We start from the raw sequence: 23,131 nt of genomic DNA on the forward strand, positions 1-23,131 counted from the left end.
TAGAGTGAGAGACTCACTCTAGGGTGTTTTTGTATTATCTCACAATTGTGAAGTATTTAACTACAGTGTTTTTACCTTGAGTTAAAATAATTTCACCTGTTGTTCTATCGTAACGAGTGAAGCTGTAGTAGTAAGTACCATCAGGTAAGCCTTGACCATCACCGATTACTTTCACACCTTGGTTAGCTTCGCCACCCCAGTCATTTTGATAGTCACTTGCAGCGTAAACTAAACTTCCCCATCTGTTGAAGATTTTCAATTCGATGCGTTGATCAGGATTCAATGGCTGTATTACGAACTTATCGTTAATTCCATCACCGTTTGGAGAGAACCCTTCAGGAATAAATGGACTATCAGTTACTACCGACGCATCGAATATTACAGGAGTCTTAGCATTTTCAGAAGGATTACCATCTCCATTAGGATCTGGGTTCGTGCCTGCTGTTGATAGGTCAAATGCTTTCTTCGTCGCATCTGCAATACTTATACCTGTTGCGCTAGCTTGAGTATAAATCGTATCCTGAAGTGGTTCACGGATATTCAATGTGTACTCAATCACGATACTATCACCTTTGGCAAACTTGAATGTGCTACTTGCTACTGTAAGAGTTGTATCAGCGATTCCATCAAACAATGAATCAAGTTTTACTTTTCCGCTAACAAGCGTTGGTTTACCTACCAATGACCAAGCCGTTACTTGCTGTCCAATATTAGATTGAATATGGTTAGCAAGAACAACATTGTTTAGTGTATCCTTACCGTAGTTACGAGCAATCAATCTAAACTTCACGTTGAACGTGCTATCTGTTTGCATTACTGGTTTACCAGCTGACAACGCTACACCAATTGCGGCATCACCTAACGGTTTCACTGGGTTACTCAACGTTACTGAAGTAGCTACCTTGTTATTTGAAGGATCACCATCTTTGTCAGGATCTGGATCAGAACCAGCCGTTGAAATATCCTCATAAGTCAAACCATCTGTACCTGTACCTTTACCGATGGCAACGTTACTGAATACTGAGTCAGTAGCAGCAGTAGTATTAACTCTTACTGCCAAGTTGATTGATACTGAATCGCCAACACCTAGCGCAGACGAATCTGGCAGTACTAAATCGATATTCAAACCAGAACCTGTGTATTTAGAATTTACTTTCACACCTGGACGATTTGTCGAAACAGTAGGTTGACCTACAATAGTTGCTCCTTTCGAAGTATAAACTGCATCTAAGTCATCGGTTACTGACAACTTCGTGATTCTATTTACACCCATGTTAACAACTCTAATGACATAAGGAACTGTCCATTCGTTTGTGCTCTCGCGTTTCAAGCCAGATGCTAGAACTTCTTTTGCTACACCAATCAGTGTTCTTGGTAAGTCGAAGCGTACTACCGTTCTGCTAGGAGTTGCACTCACATTGGTACCAGCAGATGACTTAGCTGTTACTGTGCCACTTGGAGCAATACCCGAACCATTTACTTGACTGTAGAATGGCCCTTTATTGCCGTTTAATGTAAGTGTTACAGTGTAAATCAAAGTATCTACTTTATTTGGAATCATGAAGCTAGAAGCTGCTTTTACCAAATTTGGATCACTAGCGCCAAATGCCTCATTGATTACCAAGTTGCCTGTATTCTTCAATACTGGTGCACTCACTGTAAATGTTGCAGGAGAAGGGAAGTTTTTCGCAACCGAATCTACCAAGCTAACATTACGTAGCGTATCACTACAGAAGTTTTTCGCAATCAATTGATAAGTCACTTTGTAAACACCAGTTGATGTTTGGTTTGTATCAATTACCGCTAATGCTAAGCCCAATTTACAGTCATTTACCACCTTATTGATGATATTAACCTCAACCGTACTCTTATCATTACCTTTAACTGCATCCAATTTACTTGAGCTTGCGACAAATACAGTGTTAGGCGCTACTCCTTGTAATACTGCTCGTGCTTTATAGGTTAACGATTTGGTTTCTCCTTTGGCAATTGATGCGATAGTCACACTTAAAGAATCACCGCTTGCAGTCTTGCCAGTTGAAGTAAAGTCGCCACTGATGTATGATAAGTTACTTACTAGGAAGTCTTTCAAGACAACATTCTTAGCATTACCAGGACCAGCGTTTGTTACCTTAATAGTATAGGTTACCAAACTGTCTTTGTTAACTGTTGTAGCACTTGCTGTTTTGACTACTGCCAAATCTGCATAGAGTGTATCGTTTGCCGATACGATTGTTGCAGTTGCTGTATTATTAGTCAACAATGGATCTGTTGGGCTATACTTAGTTGTAGTTGCAGTAGTTGAGATTGTTTTATCTTCATCTACTTTCACTCTATAAGAGAATGATGCTGAAGCTCCAACTGCCAAATTACCGATAGTTGCTTTTATTGAATCTGCAGTTTTATCTACATCGCCAGATAAGAATGTTAGCCCTTGAGGGAACAACGCTCTTAACTCAATGTTTGAAGCAGTGGCAGGTCCATTATTTTGAACTTTCAATGTATAAACTACTTCATCACCTTTTGATACAATCGACTTATCTGTAGTAAAGCTTAAAGCAAGGTCAGCTAAACCAGTTGGATTGATTGATCCAACCTGAACAGTAGTTGTTGCAGTATTATTATCTGTTTTAGGGTCTAAGGTAGAAGCTACTGTAGCTCCAAATAATAGATTTCCAGATGTAATACCTTTCGCGATGAATGTTAATACTTTTGTTTCTCCTTTCTTCAATGAATCGTAGCTAGCTGTCAAAGTATTTCCACTTACAATCCAACTTGGTTCTGCCGATAGCAACTCAAATCCTGCTGGAATTGTAGTTGTCACTTTCACGCCTTTAGCTGTAGCAGGTCCGTTGTTAGAAACAGTTACAGTTAACGTTGCTGATTCATTTAATCCAATAGCAGTTTTATCTGCAACTATAGCAATGGCTGCATCTGCGGCATTTGGATCTACCACTCCTGCATTGATTGTAACAGATGCTTTGTTGTTGGCTGTATTCGGATCTACAGTGCTAGAAGTTCCTGAAACCGTAATAGTTGCTTCCGAAGTACTTGTTACCACCGATTTGAATGTGTATGTTTTAGTACCATTCAATGCAAGTGTATCAATATTTACACCAACTGTATTTCCATTTTGAATTAAGCCTCCTGTTTGACTAGCATAAGTAAGCGTTCCTGGGATGATTACACTTAGGGCCACTCCTTTAGCCGTTCTTGGTCCAGAGTTAACTACTGTTACTGTAGTTACTACTGTGTCTCCTACCGCATATGTTGCTTTGTCTGTTGTTATACCTACACCAATATCAGCCAAATCCATCACTACCAAATCAGTACTAACTGTAATTGGCGAACCAGAAGAGAAACATCCTTGTGCAGTACGATAGAATGCGTAGTATGTTCCAAATCCAACCGCAGAAGGGCTCGAGATATCGTTAGATGCTGCCGAACTACCAGCTTTAAACACCAAGGTAGCGCCAGTTGGAGTGGTTGATGTTACTAAACTATTCAAGTTGGCAGTCTGACCAGAAGATATCATCAAATTCTTAGTCACTGGAGCAGAAATATCAGCAAGAGGATTTAATGTTGCAGTATCTGATGGTACAGAAGTACATCCATTTGCATCGCTCAAGATATAATAATAGCTGCCTAAGCCTTTCACATTAATTGCCAGCGCAGTTGAAACTACAGAAGTCGAACCTACTTTATACCATTTGTATTGATAACCAGCAATTGCTTTCAACCCTACAGAATCAGTCGTACAAGCTGTCAAATTACCCGAAACGGTAATGGTTGGTTTTACTTTAATTCCATTAATAGTAAGAATCATTGTATCCACAGCAGCCACACATGGACCTGTACCATCTGGGTCATTTGAAGTCAAGAATAACTTCACTGAACCATTTGTCACATCTTGTGCCGAAGCGGTATAAGTAGCAGTTGGCAATAATGGATTGTCAAATGTACCTGTACCAGTTGACTTCCAAGTGATGAAACTTGCTGCACCACTGAAGGCACCTTTCAATTGGTAAGATTTCGTATCACAAATTGTAGCATCAGCACCAGCATTTACTGCTGCAGGAGCTGTAGTACAATTTTTCGTAGAACAATCTGTATTAATAAATACATTGATTGCTGCTGGAGCAGAGTAACAACCCGAAGCAAACTTCTCGAATACATAATAAGTGCCAGTTGCTGAAACAGCTTGTGGGTTACTTACTAAAGTTGAAGTGCTTAAATTACCTGTTCTGAATTCAAATGAGCTACCATTTGAAGCTGTACTTAATAAACCAGACGTTAAATCAACGGTTGTTGCTGGACAAGCATTTACCAAATCTTTCGTAGATGGCTTGCTAGCAGAATTACCTACTTTGATTGTCAACTCATTAGAGTTACCACTTTCACACTTATCAAGTTTACAAATTGCGGTATAAGTTGTGTTAGCTGTTGGTTTTACACTTACCGTTGTTCCAATTTGACCATCACTCCAAATTACAGCACCATCACAACCAGTTGCAGTTAAGTTCACTAATGAACCAGCACAAGCAGTTAATACATCACTTGTAATTACTGGAGCTGTCGGAGTTCCTACTGTAATAGTTGTTACTGCTGAAGAAGCCGACTCACAAGTACTCGTTACACATTTCACTGTGTAGTTTGTAGTTTGAGTTGGGCTTACTGTATGAATTGAACCTGTAAATCCATCTGACCACTTGATAGTTCCGCCTTCACATCCAGTTGCCACTAATGTCATTGAACTACCTGGACACATAAATTTCGCAGGACAAGTACATACAACACTAATTGTTGGAATTGCTAATGGTGTAACATTCACCGTTACTTTGTTCGACTCTGCACTTACACAAGTATTTCCTTTACAAGTAGCAGAATACGTTGTTGTCGCCGTTGGTGTTTCAATGATTGATGCACCTGTTTTACCATTCGACCAAGTCACGTCGCTAGCACCACAACCTGTTGCCGTAAGTGTTACCTGAGTACCTGAACAAATTGTATTCGTTGATGCTGTAATCACTGGCGCAGCACCTGAACCCACGGTTACCGTTACTGGGCTAGATGTTTTAGCAGTTGCGTTAGCACAACTATTTGATTTACACTGAACAGTATAAGTAGTTGTTATTGCTGGCTTCACTTTGATACTTGCCGTAGTTTCACCAGTACTCCACAACAAATCAGCCGTACATCCTGTGGCAGTTAAAGTAACTTCTGTTCCTGCACATACAGGAGAAGTAGTACTTGCCACGATTACTGGTGTTGGCAAATCTGTAGCAACATTTACCGTTACTGAAGCTTTAGCATCTGTAGCACAAGCTACATCTGTACACAATGCAGTATAAGTAGTTGTCACCGTTGGATTAACTGTAATAGTTGAACCTGTTAGACCGCCAGTCCATGTTACCTTACCAGCTTCGCAACCTTTTACTGATAATGTTACTGGAGAACCAGCACATACATTATTCTTATCTGCTGAAGCAACCAATGTTACTACAACCGTTGGTTTAACTACAATTTCTTTTTCGTTTGATTTAACACTTTCACATGCACCTAATGAACAAACAGCTGAGAAAACAGTGGTAATTGTTGGTTTCTCAGTAATTGTTGTTCCTGTCATACCATTTGACCATTTTACTGTTGTACCGCTTGGACATCCTAATGCTAAGAAGACAACTTCTTGACCAACACAAATTTCTTGATCTCCACATACAACAATTGGCGCATCAATAGATCCACTGTTTACTTTCACCTCTACCGTATTCGATACCCCAGAGTTACATGTCGCATTTGTAGATGTACAAGTTGCGGTGTAAGAAGTTGTAACCGAAGGCTTAACTGTTACTGATGCACCTGTTTGACCATCTGACCATTTGATTGTACCATTACATCCTGTGGCAGTCAATGTTACACTTTCACCCACACAGATAGCAGTTTTAGATGCTACAATTGTTGGTTTAGCAAATTCTGAAACTGTTACACTTGCTGTATTAGATGCAATACTTGTACAAGTTCCAATTTTACAAACTGCAGTGTAGTTCGTACTAACAGTTGGCGTTACAGTAATTGACGATCCTGTCATTCCATTTGACCATTCTATTGTACCACCTGCACAACCTGTTGCGCTTAATGTCAATGGAGAACCAGAACAAATCGCTGACAATGCTGGACTAATTGCTGGAGGTGTTGGTGTACCCACAGTGATTGTCACTGATTGTGATTTAGTTGATTCACAAGTAGCAACTGTACATGTTGCAGAGTAAGTTGTTGTAACCGTTGGATTAACTGTTACCGATGCACTTGTCAATACTTGTACACCACCATACCATTTAACAGTTCCAGTACAACCTGTGGCTGTTAATGTTACAGAACCAGAACCACAAATAGAAGTTGATGATGCAACTATTGTTGGAACTGTTGGAGTTGTAACCGTAATCGAAACAGGAGTTGAAGGATTACTTGTACAATTATTTACTGTACAAGTTGCCGTGTAAGTTGCGTTTACAGATGGCGTAACAGTAATAGATGCTGTTGTTTCACCTGTATTCCATTTAATCTGTCCTGTACATCCTACTGCTGTAATATTCACTGATTGACCAGAGCATATAGCTGTTTTCTCAGCTGCAAGCACAGGTGCTGCTACATTACAAACAGTTGGGGTAATAATATCTACACTATCATCATCATCTTCATTTTTATCTGTACCATTATTTGGTGTCGAATCAGGGTCTTTCACATCCGACTTGGTAATTTGTGCAGCGTTCGTGATTTTACCACCTGATGTTACTTTCGCGCGGAAAGTAAATTCTACTTTTGCATCCTTCGCCAGATTTGCAATCGTACCTGTCAATGTACCGTTGTTGTTTGTCAAAGAAGAACTAGACACAAAGCTGATACCCGCAGGAAGCACATCTTGAATTTCAACATTCGTTGCAGCATGTGGACCTGCGTTAGATACTACTATTGTATATACAATTTCGTCGTTAACATTTGGAGTAGCATTCGAAACTGTTTTCGTCAAGCTCAAGTCAGCCAATTCAATAGCATTGATAGTTACACTTGATTTGTTATTACCCAATTTTGTTGGGTCTTCACTTGGACTTGAGATTTCGGCATCATTAACGATACTGCCTTTCGAAAGAATCGTTGCCTTTATGTTTAAAGTAACTTGAGCACCAGCCGCTAAAGTACCAATCGTCCATTCGCCAGTTGAAGCATTGTATTGAGCAGAAGGATCTGCACTTACAAACGATAAGCTTGCAGGAAGCACATCTTTTACTTTAACAGTTGAAGCACTCGAACCTCCTAAGTTTTTAGCAACGATAGCATAGTTAATCGTCTGTCCTACTAAATAAGAAGGTGATGTTTGCGGAGATGCTACGTCAACAACTGTTTTAACAACTGCTAAGTCTGTCGTTTGACAGCTTGTCACTGTAAAGTTGATAGATGCTCTTTCGCTAATACAACCTTCTGGTGTTACTGCCTCTGCATAATACACTACTGTACCTGTTGCTGTCGGAGTAACTTTTAAGCTAGTACCTGTTCCTACTGATGTTCCTCCTGTAGCGGTTGTGTACCATTTAATAGTATTACCTGTACTTTCAGCAGTAAGTGTATTCGATTCTCCTAAACAAATTTGTGAGCTAGCTGACAAGTTTGATGGTTTTGATGGACGAGTCTTATACGTAAATACTGTCTTAGAAGTTGCAGCAGAACATAAAGTAGCACTACCATCTGGGTCGTTAGTTGTAAACGTAAATTCAATTAAACCTTTTGCCTCGTCTGATGCAGAAGGAGTATATTTGGCAGATACGCTAGTTGCATTATCAAATGTTCCAGTACCTGTCGATGTCCATGTTCCGCTTGTTGCTCCTCCACCCAAAGTAGCAGTTAGTTGCAATTGTGTGAAACTACCTACGCATTGAGACGAGATAGCAGCAACTGTAACTGTTGCAGGATTAGGACAACTACATGAATTGATATTAACAGTTACTACTGCAGGTGCGCTATAGCAGCCATTAGTTGATTTTTCAAATAAATAATAAGTACCTGCTCCTACTACCGCTGGATTTGCTACCAACGATGCCGATGGCGTTGAGCCTGTTCTCCATTCGAATACACCACCATTTGTTGAAGGAGTACTTGTGATTGCTGATGCCAAATTCACAGTAGTAGTAACTGCTGGTGAACATTGATTAGCTAAAGATGCCAACACTGTTGGAGTCGTAGGCGATGGATTAACCGTAAAGCTGATAGATGCTCTTTCACTTGTACAACCCTCAGACGTTGACGCCTCTGCATAATATATTACTGTACCCGCTGCTGTTGGTGTTACTGTCAAGCTAGTGCCTGTTCCTACTGATGTTCCTCCAGTAGCAGTTGTGTACCACTTAATCGTGTTACCTGCACTTTCAGCAGTAAGTGTATTAGGTTGTCCTAAACAAATTTGTGAGCTAGCTGACAAGTTTGATGGTTTCGAAGGACGAGCCTTGTAAATGAAAGTCGTTTTAGAAGTCGCAGCCGAACATAAAGTAGCGCTACCATCTGGGTCATTGGTTGTAAACGTAAATTCGATTGAACCTTTTGTTTCATCTGACGCAGAAGGGGTATATTTCGCAGAAACACTCGATGCATTATCAAATGTACCTGTACCTGTTGAGGTCCATGTTCCGCTTGTTGCTCCCCCACCCAAAGTAGCTGATAGTTGCAATTGTGTGAAACTACCCACGCACTGAGATGGAATAGCAGTAAGAATAACCGTTGCAGGATTAGGACATGCACAAGAGTTGATACTCACTGTTACTAACGCAGGTGAACTATAACAGCCTGTAGTAGATTTTTCAAACAAGTAATAAGTACCTGCTCCCACTGCCGCTGGATTTGCAACCAACGATGATGTTGAAGTCGAACCTGTTCTCCACTCAAATACACCACCACTTGTTGAAGGAGTACTTGTAATAGCTGACGCCAAATTCACTGTCGTCGTAGCAACTGGTGAGCATTGGTTTGCAATTGATGACAATACTGTTGGAGTGGCAGGTTTGGTATTTACTACGATAGAAATACTTTTTCTAGCACTTGTACAGCCATTCGCATTTATTGTCTCTACATAATAAGTGGTATTTGCCGTTGGAGTAACTTGAACACTCGCTGTAGTAGCGAAGGCTGTTCCTCCAGTAGGTAGTGTATACCATTTATAAGAAGAACCTGTACCCGATGCTGTCAGAGTAGCCACATCGCCAACACATAGCATGCTAGCAGAAGAAACTACATTTGGCATATCTGGGTTACTTGTTACATTGAAGCTTACTCCAGTCGCATCAAGTGCTAGACATTTTCCAGAAATGGTTGTTTGCAAATCTGAAAGTTTGGTAGTACCTAATGTAATAGCCGTCGTCAAGTTCAAATCTGTAGTATTATATACTATAGTATGAATTTTGTACGAGTCTGCTGCATTGATAGAGAAACTTGGAGTTGTTGCCGTCTGAACAATAGTATTTGTTGTGCCTTTACTCAATAGGTATCTCACAACATATCCAGATGGAACTGTTGGTGCTGTCGAAACAGACGCTGTAAGTGTTAATGAACCTCCCGTAGGTAAGCACAAACCTGCTGTACCTGCCAATAGATTACCAGTAGTTACATTACAGCTAGGAATAATACCTGCGTCAATATCTTTATTATCACGCGCAGGATCGCCAACTGGTTTCGTGGCATCTATTGTAATAAGTGGGCTTTTACCATCGGTACCTGCATCAGAGTCTGTCGATGATGTCCCTTTGCCTGTTAAAGTAAAGGTTGAACCAGCAGGTTTATCAAATAAAACGTAGTATTGACCACTTGCAACGATAAATTCGTATTTACCATTTGCATCAGTAGTGGTTGTACTAATTACATTTCCATTTTTATCCAATAAAGAAACTTTCAAACCAGCTACTGGTGTATCACCTGTATTTTGAATACCATCTTTATTGTTATCATTAAATACATAATCACCAATAGAACCTAAAGGAACGATACCCGCATCTACATTAGGATTGTTTCTCAAAGTATCTGTAACAGCTAATGCAGTATTAATAGTAACTAAATGGCTACGACCCAATGCACTAAAATCACTGTCTTTAGTGTCATCACTTCCTTGATTAGCTTTAGAGATTTGACTCTTCGCTGGAAGCGTTACACGTACTTGATAAGAACCAGAAGTCAGGTTATCAAATAAATAATAACCTGTCGATGTTGTAGTAACAGTTTTTACAAATGTATTTGAGCCTGTGTATAAATCTACTTTCACGCCCGCCAATCCAGTTTCTGTAGCATCTTGAATACCATTGGCATTCACATCACTCCAAACATAATCTCCAATCGAACCAAAAGGATCAGGAAGAAACTTCACTGGGCAACAACCTGTTACAGGACACGTCGAATTGGTAGCAGAAAAAGTAAACTCCGTATAATCTGTAATACTTTCTATATATAATACGCCATTTTGAACATAAGCACCTGAACCTGACTTGGTAGCTGTAATAGCTGTTGCAACACCGTTTGTTCCGATACGTCTAGTCCATACTACGTTCGTCAAACCTTTTGGTACTGAAACCTCAAAAACACTTCCGATCGAAAAATATGTTGGGACAGAAAAACATACAGCCGCTTGATCGTCCTCATTAATATTATGATTGTTTGGTTTTGAATCCGTATCTGGTTCGGTTTGAGCAACTACCTCAAAACTAGCATAGGCGATTCCTCTTCCGAGGTCGCCGCTTTTTACTCTTGCCTGAACTTGAAGTGTTATTTCAGTATTGCCTAGCAACTGAGTAATTACCCACTTTTTATTGACATTGTCGTAGGTGACTCCTGACGCTGGGCTCGAATACACAATCGACTCCAACGTTGAAGGCAAGGAATCTTTTACGGAAATATTGGTAGCCTTATCTCCTGTACTATTCTTTAACTTAATAATATAGGTAACTAAATCGCCAGGATTAGGATTACCATTGCTTACCGAAGCTGTTAAAGACAAGTCTGGACTAGCCACAGCCGTCCAAGCAGTAAGTACTGTAAGGATTAAAGAAGCGAATACAGTTCGAAGGGTAGAAAAACCATTCAATGAACTTGCTGATAATTGTTCTTTCTTATTCGAAGTAAGGCGGTTGGTTAATGTAGACAAACCCCAACTTTCGCATAAGTCCAACACAGATTTCACCATGCGAGATTTTGACAATAGAGTAACACCCATATTGCTTGCACCTCGAGGCTGAAACAGATTATTAGCCGCTCGTGTCAGGTAAGTAAAAAGATTCATTTGCTGTATGTTTAATTGATAAAATTCACTACTAGGACCTTGTTCGTTTGGGCTATCCGACAAGTAATTACTTGGTGTATCAACAAGAAGTGAATCTTCACTTAGGGGCATAACAGCAGGTATGCTATCAGAAGCATTTAGGGAATTAACTACTTTAGGCTGCAAATGCGATGAAAACCTATGATCCGCTTGACGGCTAGCGCCAACCTCGAATGTAAATGTTTTTTTCATCCGATTTCTTGTTAATGTTTTAATTACTTAGGAGGATACCAAAATCTTGTACTATCGACCAGTTTTGTTCAAACTTCGGATTCGCATGATTTAGTCACTTTTAGGCGTCTCAAAATGATGAGATTGTACGGTAAAATGTACCAAAATTGTGCCAAATACCTAACACTTAAGTTGAGTAACTGACCGCCTTTTTGTGCTATATTAAATCAAGCGTACATCCTCGATTTACGGACTTTGTCATAAAAATTTGACAATACTAGGTCAATTTAATTTTGCTGCAAAAGCTACAAAAAATGCAACGGGGCAGCAAAGCCAAAACTATGCCAAAATTTTGCTTAAATAAAAAATTTATGAAATACAATAAGATACAACCAATGCACTTATGAAAATGCACTAACCGAGAAGACACCAATTAAGGTAACGAAAGGAAGTATATAAATTTATTAATTGCGAGCGAAGCACCTATCTTATCCGATATTAGCTTTGATGATACAAATCAAATAAAAATTTATTAGTCTGTCAAGGTTTTCAGTCTTTATTTTATTAAGTGGCAGGACTTTATACGTAAGCGCTGACAATTTGGCATTTTATGCGGTTTTGGAATTGTATTTGTCAATATCGCTATGTCGGTTACGACACCATTCTATGAATATTTGGTTTGTATTTCTATAAATTATTAATGACAAAATGACCATGCAAGAAAAAGGTAACATTTCGATTCATACCGAAAACATTTTCCCTATTATTAAGAAGTTTTTATACTCAGATCATGAAATCTTCTTACGTGAGTTGGTATCTAATGCAGTTGATGCTTCTCAAAAATTGAAACGTTTGTCGGCCATTGGTGAATACGCTGGTGAATTAGGTGAATTGAAGGTAAAAGTAAGTTTTGACAAAGATGCTCGCACGATTACTATCTCCGATTCGGGTATTGGTATGACTGCCGATGAGGTGAAAAAGTACATCAACCAAATTGCCTTTTCTGGAGCTACTGAGTTTGTTGAAAAATACAAGGATAAAGGAGACGAAAAAGCAATCATTGGTCATTTCGGTCTTGGGTTTTACTCTGCCTTTATGGTTGCTGAAAGAGTAGACATTATTACAAAATCTTTCCAAGATGGTGCACAAGCTGTAAAATGGACTTGTGATGGCTCAACCGAATTCGAAATTTCGGAGGCTACTCGTGAAAGAAGAGGTACTGATATTATTTTGTACGTTGCTGATGATTCATTAGAATTCCTTGAGAATTTTAGACTCAAACAAATTCTTGATAAATACTGCAAATTCCTTCCTATTGAAATCGAATTTGAAGATGCTATCATCAACAACCCTACTCCTATCTGGGCAAAATCACCTGCTGATTTGACAGATGAAGATTATTTAAAGTTCTATGAAGAGCTTTATCCTATGTCAGAAAAGCCTCTTTTCTGGATTCACTTGAATGTAGATTATCCTTTCAATTTGACAGGTATTCTGTATTTCCCGAAAGTGAAAAACGAATTGCAATTACAAAGAGAAAAAATTCAACTTTTCAGCCGTCAGGTATTTATTACTGACGAAGTAAAAGATGTAGTTCCTGAATTTTTGATGTTGTTGCACGGTGTAATCGATTCGCCAGATATTCCTCTTAACGTTTCAAGAAGCTTCTTACAAGCTGACTCTAATGTTAAGAAAATCAACAACTATATTACAAGAAAAGTAGCTGAAAAACTGAATGATTTATTCAAAAATGACCGTGCTGGCTTTGAAGAGAAATTCGAAAACATTGGTCTTTTTGTAAAATACGGAATGATTTCAGATGAGAAGTTCTACGACAAAGCGAAAGACTTCTGTTTGCTACAAAGTACTTCGGGCAAATACTACACTTTGAATGAATACGCCGAGTTTGCTCAGGAAAATCAGAAAGATAAAAACGATGACGTTGTATACCTTTATGCGACTGACTTACTAGGACAAGATGGCTATATCCAATCGGCGACTAAACGTGGCTATGATGTTTTGAAATTGGATGCTGTTTTGGATAGTCATTTTATCAATATGCTTGAAACCAAATTGGTAAAAACTAACCTAAAACGTGTTGATGCCGATACAGTAGAAAAATTAATTGATAAAGGTATCGCCTTAGAAGCTGTACTTTCAGACTCAGAAAAAGAGACTGTGAAAAAGGTATTCGATGAGGTAATCAATGACAAAAATAAATCGGTTCAAGTAGAGGCGATGCCAGTAGACGAACTTCCTGCTATCGTTACCCAAAATGAATTTATGCGCCGTATGAGCGATATGTCAAAGCTTGGTGGTGGTATGGGAATGTTTGGAGCAATGCCAAACAATTATACTATTGCAGTAAATGCCAATCACCCTTTGATTAATAAAATTCTCAAAACAGAAGAAGAAGGTGAACAAAAACGTTTGGCGAAACAGGTTTATGACCTTGCTTTATTGTCTCAAAACTTGTTGACAGGTGCCGACTTAACAGCCTTTATCCAACGTACTGCACAAGGATTATAGTTAATTGAATAATTTAGAATGAGTGAATTGTGAATGTAATATTCTCATAATTTGACACTTACATCTGATTTTAGTTATAACCATGATAAAAATAAAAGCCCTTCAATCGAAGGGCTTTTATTTTTCTAACCTAAAAAACACATCTAAATTTCTCTTTACTACGATTGTTATTTTACAGATATAATTCTAAACTCTGTTCTGCGGTTTTCTTGGTGTTGTTTTTCATCACAAATTATTCCATCCACACATTCATTCACCAGTTCTGTTTCGCCATATCCATTTGACACTAACCTAGATGGATCAATGCCTCGCATAGCTAAGTAATCAACTACGGCTCTGGCACGGTTTGCCGAAAGTTGCATATTGAAGTTATCACTTGAGCGAGCATCAGTATGCGAACGAATCTCGATAGTCATTGCAGGATACTTACGAAGCAATGGCAACAATGTTTTTTCTAGTTCACGAGCTGCGTCAGGACGAATAAAGAATTTTCCATAGTCATAATAAATATTTTTCAACTTGAAAATATCTCCTTCACCATACATCCCTTGAATATTCTGCACTACTTCTCCACTCGATTTAACTTTACCAATTTTCTCTGTGTTAGTAGCATACTTATCTTTTTCAGCAGTCAGCTTGTGGTCGTCCCCAGGTTTTACCTGAAACTCATAGCCACCATCTGGTCCTGTTGTTACAGTTTGCTTCGTTTTGTCTTTTTCGTTTTCCAATGTTACCTGAACACCAGCCATAGGTTGGTCGTTTACTTCAGATTTTACGACACCTTTCAACACCGCCAAAGGAGCTTTTTCGAGATATAACTCTAAGGTTGTTTTCTGAGCAGTATTACTTTTAGTAGAATATGCCACCGAGTTCATCAGATAGCCCTCTTTAATAGCCTTAAACTCATACTCGGCATTGGCTTCCATACAAATACTGGTCGAGCCATCAACGCCTGTCACTCTCAATTCACGACTTTCAGCATTTACTGTGATGCGGACGTCTACGTTTTCAAGTGGTTGTTTCGACGCTGCATCATAGACAATCAAAGTCAGAGGACGACAAACACGTTTGAAGCTATAGATATTATCATCACTTAAACCAGACTTACGGTTTGACGAGAAAAATCCACTTGTACGAGTAGCATCTGTAATGATTCCAAAATCATCTTGCGGAGAGTTCAACGGAGCACCTAAGTTATTTACGCCTCTGTACGCTACGCCATCTTTGATTTCTGCAAAAAACATATCGAGTCCACCTAGTCCTTCATGACCATCAGAAGCAAAATAGAGATTTCCAGCTGGGTCAACAAATGGAAACATTTCATTACCCTCAGAGTTTATTTCTTTTCCCATATTTACGGGGGTTCCCCAATTTCCATCGCTGTATTCTACCACATAAATATCAGTGCCACCATAACCACCAGGCATATCTGACACAAAATACAATTTGGTATTATCGGGTGTCAAAGCTGGGTGTCCACAAGAATATTCATCAGAATTAAATGGTAGTTCTTTAATATTACTCCAATTATCTTTTACCAAATCAGCAATGTATAATTTCAGTTTATTCGTACCATCTTTGGATTCTCTGGTTTTACCTTTATTAAAATTGTTACGAGTAAAAATGGCTTTTTGCTCCCCTTGAAAAAATACTGCAGGCCCCTCATGGTATTTTGTATTAATCACACGGCTAAATTCTTCTACCTTATTAACATCGCCTGTTGATTTCAAGGTTTTATTACTACTACTCGCAATAACACCACCCAAAGCAGCCGCTTTTTGCACCATACCTGACTTGAGTTGTGCGGTATCTGGCACAAAGTATAAGTCTAAAAATGGCGTTTGGTTCCAGCCATAAACACGTTTCACTGCGCCCGACTCATCACGAGCAGAACAAAACACTAAACCTCCTTTGTAAAACATCGGGCTAAAATCCGCTTGGTTTGAATTTATCGGAAGATATTCGACTTGATATGAAGAAGAGTCTCTATAGAAACGACTCATTTCCATGTATGAAACCGTAAACTTTTTACTACGAACATCAGCAGTTTGTTTTTCTCCGTAAATCGAATAGTATTTTTGTGAATCACGGTATTTGCCGTTTGAAGCCAAAGCCTGTGCATAATAAAGATAATTCTCAGACTCTACGTCTGGGAAGTTTTTTAATAAGTCACTATATGCTTTTTCGGCATTTTTGGTATCCTGAATACGACGATAACAGTAAGCTAATTTTTTCAAGGCTTCTTTACGAACAGCGGCGTCTAGTTTTGAATCAGACAGCACGTCTTCGTACAAGCGAATGGCCGACATGTAACTAAGTTGCTCATACTCTCTATTGGCTGCCTTAAACTTAGCTTGTCCCCAAGCACTGTTAGCAGAAATAGCAAAGAGTAAGACAATACTCAGTAGAATATGTAATGATTTGTTCATGATAGGATTTTAGGCTAAATCGTTTTACAAAGTAAGTATATAGAATGATAAAGAAATGGTTCTTAAAACAAGTTTAGAAACATAACTCCTTGATTTTCATATTTAGTGCATTCTGTACATTCCATTTACAGAGTAAAATGCTTTATGAAATCCGATTAGCCTTGTTTGATTTCTGTAGACAAAAAGGTGTATCTACAAGAAGTTGGTTAATACTAAAACTACTATTTTGGCGAAACTCTGCCTTTCAAACTTTCGGAAGAATGACAGAAAATTATGAAAGCAAAAAACAAATAGCGTGCCAAAAAGTGGACACACGACTCTCTGAAGTATCAAAGCCGTTATACCTCGGTGGTACAACGGCTTTGATTATGGTAGAAATCTTTGAAGATGTAAGTCAGATAGTTAGTCTGTCACCTTCATTTTAAACAATTCTTTTGAACGAATCCACACAATGGATACAATAATCATGGTCATGGTACCGCCAAAAATTACCGATGGCACTGTTCCCATCAGCTTGGCGAGTACACCTGATTCAAAAGCGCCGATTTCGTTGGAAGAACTCACAAAAATCCCATTCACTGCCGATACACGCCCACGCATTTCGTCTGGAGTCCAATATCGCAATACCGTCTGACGCACAATTACACTTACGCTGTCAAAGGCGCCCGTAAAAAACAAAGCAATCACCGAAATCCATAAATTTGTTGAAACCGCAAAAATCAATGTGGCCAATCCAAAGCCTCCAACAGCCAGCAATAAATTTCGCCATGCGTGTTTTAATGGCGGAAAATATACCATCATAAACATAGTCAGTATAGCCCCAATCGATGGTGCAGCACGCAAAATACCCAAGCCCTCGGCTCCTACTTTAAGGATGTCTTCAGCATAGATAGGCAATAGGGCAATAACTCCACCAAACAGTACCGAAAACAAATCAAGCGAGATTGAATAAAGGATAATTTTTGTTTTGAAAACAAAAGCGATTCCCTCTTTAAGACTTTGGAAAATATTTACTTTCTCTTCTACTTTTTCAGGAATTGGCGGTGCTGTGATGGTGCTAATTAAGAGCATTACAGTACACAAAAGTGCTACCACAAACCAAAGAGAATTTGTCAATCCCCAATAAGCATACATAAAACCCGCTAAACCTGGCCCTAAAATAGCTCCTGCTTGCCAAAAAGAACTTGCCCATGTAGTTGCATTCGCAAACACTTCTTTCGGAATCAAAAATGGATTTAAAGACGAAGAGGCTGGCGAATAAAACCCTTTGGCTAAGCCTATCAAAAATATTACGCCGTAAATGATGGGCAATAAATTGTGTTGCGGCAACTGGGTAGTTGAATGTGTAGCCCAAACCAAAATAACTGAGCTCAGAATGATGACACTTAAACTTAGCATCAAAATGGTTTTCTTGTTATAAAGGTCGGCTAAATGGCCTCCAAATAATGCCAAAGAAATATACGGAAGTGCCTCCGCCAAGCCAATGAGCCCCAGCGCCATAGGGTCGTGTGTAACCTTGTACATTTCGTATCCAAGCAATACTTCTTGAATCAACAAGGCCATTGTAATAAAACTATTAGCAAACATATATGCCACAAACTGTGGATATTTCAACGCCTCATAAGGCGATTTTTTTGCAGATGGTGGTGTTAGTTGCTCGCTCATCCAATCAGAATAAAAAGAAATAAAGGAAGTAAAAATATGCCATCTCCAACCCAACGATAACGATCATTTTTCACAAAAAATGATTCAAAATACGTTATTAACACTAGAACGGTACTCATGATGATTTCGACGATTCCTAAATCGATCGAATATGAATACGTACTATGCCAAAGGATTAAAGATATGGCTATGAGATTGATTACAAAAAGTCCATATAAAATTTGTCGAGAAGCACGTGCTCCCCACATTGACCCTAATGAGTGTACCTGAGGATATTTCTGTTGCTCAAATGCCGAAAAAAGCAATAAATTTTGAAAAGCTATCACAAAAAAAACGCCTGCCAAAGCCCAGTCCATCCAGCCAAATACGCGCGAATGCTGCACGATAGCCGTTCCACACACACCCGACGCATACACAAACGCCGTAACTGGTTCTTTATAAGCTTGAAAGATACTATCTGAGGATAATTTACTCACAACTACCAAATAAATAGACGTGATAAAAGCAATCCCAAAGCCCACCATCAAGGTGAGATAGGTAATATGCCCCAAAAGATATATTCCCAGCAACATAGCCAATGCCACAGATAGCTTCAAAACTTTGGCATATTGTTTATGAAAACGATGCCTCGGTGTTGCTATTTGTTCAGGCTTTAAGTTATCCAATTGTCTATCTAAGGTGTATATAATAAACACCGCAATACCCAACAACCACGTACTGGTTGTTGCATGGGTAAACTTGCCTTCTGGTAGTCGCAAAAAAGCCGAATGACAAATCATGGCTCCAGCTACTACATCTAAGCTCAAGAGGTTTATTATTTCTAAAAAGCGCTTTAGGATCATATTCAAATGCTACCGCCACAATCTAAGCGCGCAATTGCTTTGTATAGCTTTTAACTTATCGAAAACTTAGCCAACTGGCGTGTTGTTTGCACTGTTATTTCTTCTCCTACACTTACTGTTCCAGTTTGAACAATCAGTACATTTTGTCCAAATAAGATTTTATTTCCAGCTTTTCTGTAGGTCGAAAGGGTGTGTAATGGTTCTTTTCCAGTCTTCTGCCCTGTTTCGTGATTCAAGGTGGTGACAATACACCTTGAGCATGGTTTTACCCCTTTAAAAGATGTTTTACCTATCGAAAACTCAAACCAAGACTCTTCTTCAAAAGCACTCCCTCCAGTAAAGACAAAATTTGGACGAAAACGATTAATCGGAATTTGTTTTTCTAAACGATTATTCAAATCGTCTAAGGACGACTGTCCAATTACCAAAATAGGATACCCATCCGAAAAAGAGGTTATATCTTCAGGCGTTTGGGCATACTGGGGATCAACAGGTCGTAAACTTTCGTCAGGCATATAGACCAATCTTACAGGTTTACCAAGCAATTCACTAAACCATGCACTTGCCACCTCGGATACTTCATGCGCATCCATCTCATCATCCCAAACTTCTACGGTAATGGCCTCGGGTAAGTATTCTCCGATATTTACCGACAATATTTTTCCTGTAGGACTATGTGTAACATGAAGTGTATTCGCTTCAATAGCCGTTTTAAACAATGCCAAATCTCCCACTTGTCGTTGAGTGACAAACACGTTGTCGGCATCAATAAGCATCCATCGACGGTCATATTTTAGCCCACGAGTAGTGACTTCTGTTTGTTGGACACTAAAACCACCTAGAGATTTGACAGGATAAATCCAGATTTCAGAAAGTTGCATAGTCGTTTTTTTACTTTAAAATGCTAAGACTGTTTTAGATTGTTATGCGATTGGCTGTAAGCCGTAGGCATAGGCAAAATGTTTATTTTATTTCAGAAACATTGATTTGTTTCACGTTATCTCAAAATTTTATATCCACCTAAACACCCACTTGATCGTCACGGTGTAAAGTACCACAGCCAACAACCAGCCTATAATCATAAGCGGAAAGTTTAATTCGGTCATGGTTATTACAGAAGGCGAAGGCAATGCGCTATCGGGGTAGGTCACAAACAAGAAGGCATATATATTATTAGAAGCATGTATGCCTAAAGCTAGTTCCAACTTCCCATCAAAATAGGTCAATAAGGCAAAAAATAAGCCTACACCGATGTAATATGTCATAGCCAAACCAAAACCTACTTTTGCCGTTTCGGGATTAGCACTGTGCATTAATCCGAAAAAGACAGAGCTAATCACAAGCCCCGCTACCACATTTCTCGAACCGATTGCCTGAAATAAATAACCTCTAAATATGAGTTCTTCACAACTAGTTTGAATGGGCAAAAACAAGAAACCGACTATAAATGCAGGTAACCATTGTTGAGGATTCCAAGTAAAGCGGTACATCTCAGGAAAAACCAAATACATACCAAATTCTACGATTGCGGTACATACCAGCCATACTGCCGCAGAACTAGCAACACGTTTCCAATTGACAGAGCTTTGTGGAGTAATCAGGGTTTGAAATGCTCGGTGATGGCTATTCTGCAACCAAACCCACAACATCAAAATTCCTCCAGCAAAACTGCCTATTGCCACCAACAAATACCAATGCGAAGCCACTGTTGGGTATCCACCTTTAATATCTGTAACCAGCACTTGCGGAATACTAAATATCAGTAGCGCCAGCAATACCAAAATCATACCTACAACATATCTCCAAGGCTGATTATTACCAATTTTGGCTTGTGCCAGAAAATCATTTTGTGCTAACATAGAGGTTTGGGATTAGGTTAAATAGAAGGCTCAGCGTTCAGGTGTTTTGAAATTCTTTGTATTACAAATGTAAATGAAGAGGAGGTTACTTCCTTGAAAGGGTGTAGAAAAATACAAATAAAAAAAACAGAGATAGGGATATTTTTAACACAGATTAAAAAACATCTCTATCTCTGTTTGGCATTGTTTTACCCAAAACCAATTATTTTTTCACTGCAAAAATATTCAACTGCAAATCCATCGAAGGATTGGCTTTGTAAGCATGATTTATAAACGGTACTGGTCTATCTTGGGCATCACGGATGAAGTATCTGAAACCATTTTTTGTCAAAATAGAAAGCAATACATCTAGGTCTTGCGGGCGATTTGGAAAAGAATGGTACTCAATAAAGATATGGTCGATATGTCCAATACTATCAGCACAATCTTGAAAAACCTCTACTTCGGCACCTTCGATATCCATTTTCAACATTTGAATACTTGGATATTTTTGCAAATATTCCTTCAAACGGACAGACTCGATTCGTTGTTTTTCGCCTTCACCATAAATCGAAGCACCGTCAGAACCTTCGGTCACAAACTCGATTCCTTGGTCATGAACCCACACAGCTTTATCGACAATATTGACCCCTTGAATACCATTGGACGTCAAGTTGTTTTTCAAGATTTTAGCAATTTGTGGGTCGGCCTCAAAAGCTGTAATATTAGCTTTTGGATACAGTTTTTTGAAGAACAAACAACTCGTACCAATATTAGCTCCACAATCCAAAATAACAGGACTATCGGTACTACTTTGGAATCGATAACTTTGTCCCACAAAAATCTCTTCATGCTGAAACAAAAATGACATACAATCTGGCACTAAAAACGTAACACCCTGAAACGAAATCGTTCGAGGTTGATAGCGTGGTACGGTACCAAATTTGGCCATTAAGCCCAACAATTCGCGCGCTTCTGAGGTGCGAATATGGTGGAACGGGTATTTTAAGAAATATTTTAAGGCAAATAACATAGCTTGGAATGCGTGATTATGGAGTTATAAAAACCTCTTTTTCAAATCAAAACTTATTTTTTCATGACGTACTTAAACGCCTCACAATAGTTTTTAATCACTACGTGAATATTCACCTCATTTTTGATGATATCGCCAGAGCGTAATCCCATTTCCTTCGTTTTTTCTGGATTACTCATCATACTTTCAAGCTTTTGGTACAAATCTTTGGCATCTCCATTTTTAAAGATATAGCCGTTATATCCATCACGAACGAGCTTTTTCTCGGTACCATCTGCTACTGAGCAAATAATTGGTTTATCAAAACACATTGCATCGTTGATAGACAAACCGCCCATTCCTGCCAATACATACACCAATGAAGCATTGAAATATTGCCCCAACTGCGTCATTTCATACACTGCACCAGCAAATTCAACACTTTCTTCTATTCCTAAATCTTTCGCTTGTTGCTTGAGATTATCTAGTTCAGGGCCCGTACCTACAATGGCTAATTTAGCGATAGGAAACTTTTTGAGCAATTTGGCAAATACGTCCATCAGCAAATCCACACGTTTCCATTTTACTAAGCGTCCAACGTGCAAAAGTCGTAGAGGATTATCTGGCAAAACGGTGTTTACTCCTTCGATTTTCGCTCTTTCGTTGAAGATAATATCCGTATCTGGTGAATTATAAATTACAAAAATCTTCTCCTTTGGCACGCCATAACTTCCAAAAACATCTATTGCCTCCTCGGTATAATCCACGTGAGCATCTACCATGTTAAAAGCTCTTTTGTAGGTATATTTGAGTAGGCTGTACTTCAGTTTGAATGCCAAACTGGAAGGTTTCAATTCAGTTTTCAGGGTTTCTGTTACAGCACCACCTTTGGCATAATAATCGAGCGCTTCTTGGAATTTTGGGATATTAAAAGGAATCTCTTTCAATATCAATTTGATACCCATGCTACGGATTTTCCAAAGCAATAAAGGATTATAAACAAAGGTCAAAATATAAGGCCAAATAGTAACAATTACATCTGGTTTTTCGGCCTCAATTGTTTCCAGAAAATTCTTAAAAAACGGCTTTCCCCAAGCAGTTTTGTACTCTTCCAAAAAGTGTACCTTAAACTCAACACCATCCAAAGTTTGATGCACTCCTGCACCTACACTTTTTCCTTGGCTTTTAGGAGCAATCACCACAATCTCCTGACCTTCTACTTGGTTTAGTCGATTGAGTACTAAATTATAATAATGCGGCAATCCACCAAATGTGAATAATATCTTCATATTGTTAGC

General features: G+C 38.9%; 9 protein-coding genes. 1 reads left to right on the top strand and 8 read right to left on the bottom strand.

Features of this window, described 5'->3' with window-relative positions; translation table 11 throughout:
* Positions 1-34: 34 nt before the first annotated feature.
* Entirely contained in the window at positions 35-11,539 is an 11,505-nt protein-coding gene (locus QM524_RS08720) for an Ig-like domain-containing protein (protein ID WP_283344256.1), read from the bottom strand.
* 693 nt (positions 11,540-12,232) lie between these two features.
* Here QM524_RS08720 and htpG point away from each other — a divergent pair.
* On the top strand, positions 12,233-14,047 hold the full coding sequence (htpG, locus tag QM524_RS08725; protein WP_095162301.1) for a molecular chaperone HtpG: 1,815 nt from the start codon (positions 12,233-12,235) through the stop codon (positions 14,045-14,047).
* Positions 14,048-14,214: 167 nt separating this feature from the next.
* Here the strand turns inward: htpG and QM524_RS08730 are convergent, their stop codons facing one another.
* The 7 genes from QM524_RS08730 to QM524_RS08760 form a co-directional block, all read right to left on the bottom strand.
* Entirely contained in the window at positions 14,215-16,476 is a 2,262-nt protein-coding gene (locus tag QM524_RS08730) for a carboxypeptidase regulatory-like domain-containing protein (RefSeq protein ID WP_283344257.1), read from the bottom strand.
* Positions 16,477-16,878: 402 nt separating this feature from the next.
* Entirely contained in the window at positions 16,879-18,141 is a 1,263-nt protein-coding gene (locus tag QM524_RS08735) for an MFS transporter (RefSeq protein ID WP_283344258.1), read from the bottom strand.
* On the bottom strand, positions 18,138-18,947 hold the full coding sequence (locus tag QM524_RS08740) for a hypothetical protein (protein ID WP_283344259.1): 810 nt from the start codon (positions 18,945-18,947) through the stop codon (positions 18,138-18,140). The genes QM524_RS08735 and QM524_RS08740 overlap by 4 nt, the downstream gene beginning before the upstream one ends.
* A gap of 86 nt (positions 18,948-19,033) precedes the next feature.
* Entirely contained in the window at positions 19,034-19,864 is an 831-nt protein-coding gene (locus QM524_RS08745; RefSeq protein WP_283344260.1) for an MOSC domain-containing protein, read from the bottom strand.
* Positions 19,865-19,993: 129 nt separating this feature from the next.
* Entirely contained in the window at positions 19,994-20,842 is an 849-nt protein-coding gene (locus tag QM524_RS08750; RefSeq protein ID WP_283344261.1) for a CPBP family intramembrane glutamic endopeptidase, read from the bottom strand.
* Positions 20,843-21,044: 202 nt separating this feature from the next.
* Positions 21,045-21,854: an FkbM family methyltransferase gene (locus QM524_RS08755; protein WP_283344262.1), complete on the bottom strand. Its 810-nt coding sequence runs from the start codon at positions 21,852-21,854 to the stop codon at positions 21,045-21,047.
* A 53-nt stretch (positions 21,855-21,907) separates the two neighbouring features.
* Positions 21,908-23,122, bottom strand: a complete 1,215-nt coding sequence (locus QM524_RS08760) for a glycosyltransferase (protein WP_283344263.1) — start codon at positions 23,120-23,122, stop codon at positions 21,908-21,910.
* Positions 23,123-23,131: the final 9 nt, after the last annotated feature.

It is taken from the genome of Flectobacillus roseus, assembly GCF_030056595.1.
Taxonomy (GTDB): Bacteria; Bacteroidota; Bacteroidia; order Cytophagales; family Spirosomataceae; genus Flectobacillus; species Flectobacillus roseus.

What these genes read in the sequence shown, in the direction of transcription:
- htpG (WP_095162301.1), top strand. Translation starts at nt 12,233, where the DNA reads ATGCAAGAAAAAGGTAACATTTCGATTCATACCGAAAACATTTTCCCT.
- QM524_RS08720 (WP_283344256.1), bottom strand. Translation starts at nt 11,539, where the DNA reads ATGAAAAAAACATTTACATTCGAGGTTGGCGCTAGCCGTCAAGCGGAT.
- QM524_RS08735 (WP_283344258.1), bottom strand. Translation starts at nt 18,141, where the DNA reads ATGAGCGAGCAACTAACACCACCATCTGCAAAAAAATCGCCTTATGAG.
- QM524_RS08755 (WP_283344262.1), bottom strand. Translation starts at nt 21,854, where the DNA reads ATGTTATTTGCCTTAAAATATTTCTTAAAATACCCGTTCCACCATATT.
- QM524_RS08730 (WP_283344257.1), bottom strand. Translation starts at nt 16,476, where the DNA reads ATGAACAAATCATTACATATTCTACTGAGTATTGTCTTACTCTTTGCT.
- QM524_RS08745 (WP_283344260.1), bottom strand. Translation starts at nt 19,864, where the DNA reads ATGCAACTTTCTGAAATCTGGATTTATCCTGTCAAATCTCTAGGTGGT.
- QM524_RS08750 (WP_283344261.1), bottom strand. Translation starts at nt 20,842, where the DNA reads ATGTTAGCACAAAATGATTTTCTGGCACAAGCCAAAATTGGTAATAAT.
- QM524_RS08760 (WP_283344263.1), bottom strand. Translation starts at nt 23,122, where the DNA reads ATGAAGATATTATTCACATTTGGTGGATTGCCGCATTATTATAATTTA.